The sequence below is a fragment of the Phyllobacterium sp. P5_D12 genome (genome assembly GCF_054049495.1).
In genome coordinates this window covers 1-1,024 of sequence record NZ_JBFUMG010000979.1, presented here as the reverse complement: position 1 = coordinate 1,024, position 1,024 = coordinate 1, and the positions used below count along the sequence as shown (strand labels likewise).

Genomic DNA, 1,024 nt, shown 5'->3' with positions numbered 1-1,024 from the left:
AATGAGGTGACCGCGTCGTTCTGGGCGTTCTGCTGTCGGCGAACCATGTCCCGGTCAATCGCGGTTGCGACCGCGTCGAGGATATCCTGGTCTTTGAACGGCTTTGTCAGAAAGTCGACAGCGCCGGCCTTCATCGCCCTCACGCTCATTGGTATGTCACCAAACCCCGTCATGAAGACAATCGGCATCTTGTTGCCGATCCGCTCGAGCTGACCCTGGAAATCGATACCGCTGACACCGGGCAGCCGGACGTCCAGAAGAATGCAGCCATGTCTGCTGAAATCTGCCTCAGCCAAAAAAACAGACGCGCTTTCAAATGCCTGCGCTTGAAAGCTCATTGACAGGAACAGGTCCATCAGCGCTTCCTGCATCGATGGATCGTCATCTACGATGAACACGACTGGCTTGTCCTTGGGGCGATTGCGAATATCAGGCATGTTCTACCTCTGGCGTGATCAGTAAGTGCACTTCAAACATGGCCCCGCCGTCGGGATGGTTGCCGCCGTCTAACTTTCCACCACGGGCCTCCAGCCTGCTTGGACAAATCGAGAGGGCCATTCCCATGCCCGCACTTTTGGTGGTGAAGAAGGGGGCGAAGAGCTTGTCTTTCGCCTGATCGGTAATACCGGGTCCGGTGTCGCGTACGGTAACGMTGATGCGCTTTGTATCGAGCTGGTCAGATGCCAGGGTGATGGTACGCTCGTCGCAGGCTGCCTCGTCCATAGCCGGTATCGCATTCGTGATGAGATTGATCAAAACCTGCTGCAGCTCAATTTTCACGGCGGTCACGGGCGGAACTTTCTTCGCGATTGAAAGTTCACTGCCGTCCCGCTTCGCTGAAGCTCATGCTCCATAAGCGCTAGCGTTTCATTGAAGAGATCATCGCCATTGACCGGCTCCAGCTTGCCGTTTTCATGAGATAGGAACCCTCGAGTATTCTGTAGGATCTCGCTGGCCCGTTGGCTGTCGCGGATAATCCGTTCCGCCGATCTGGCCACAGCGTGTAAATCCGGTGGCTCGCGAC

The 1,024-nt window shown here is 56.0% G+C and carries 2 protein-coding genes and 1 pseudogene; all 3 read right to left on the bottom strand.

Annotated features, from left to right (window positions below; genetic code table 11):
• Window positions 1-437: response regulator transcription factor (locus ACXJ5O_RS28130; RefSeq protein ID WP_457302783.1), on the bottom strand; the 437-nt coding region annotated here is incomplete at its 3' end.
• On the bottom strand, window positions 430-789 hold the full coding sequence (locus ACXJ5O_RS28125) for an ATP-binding protein (protein WP_457302782.1): 360 nt from the start codon (window positions 787-789) through the stop codon (window positions 430-432). The genes ACXJ5O_RS28130 and ACXJ5O_RS28125, both read right to left, overlap by 8 nt.
• A pseudogene (locus tag ACXJ5O_RS28120) lies at window positions 786-1,024 on the bottom strand (two-component sensor histidine kinase); the annotation flags it as partial. The gene ACXJ5O_RS28125 and the pseudogene ACXJ5O_RS28120, both read right to left, overlap by 4 nt.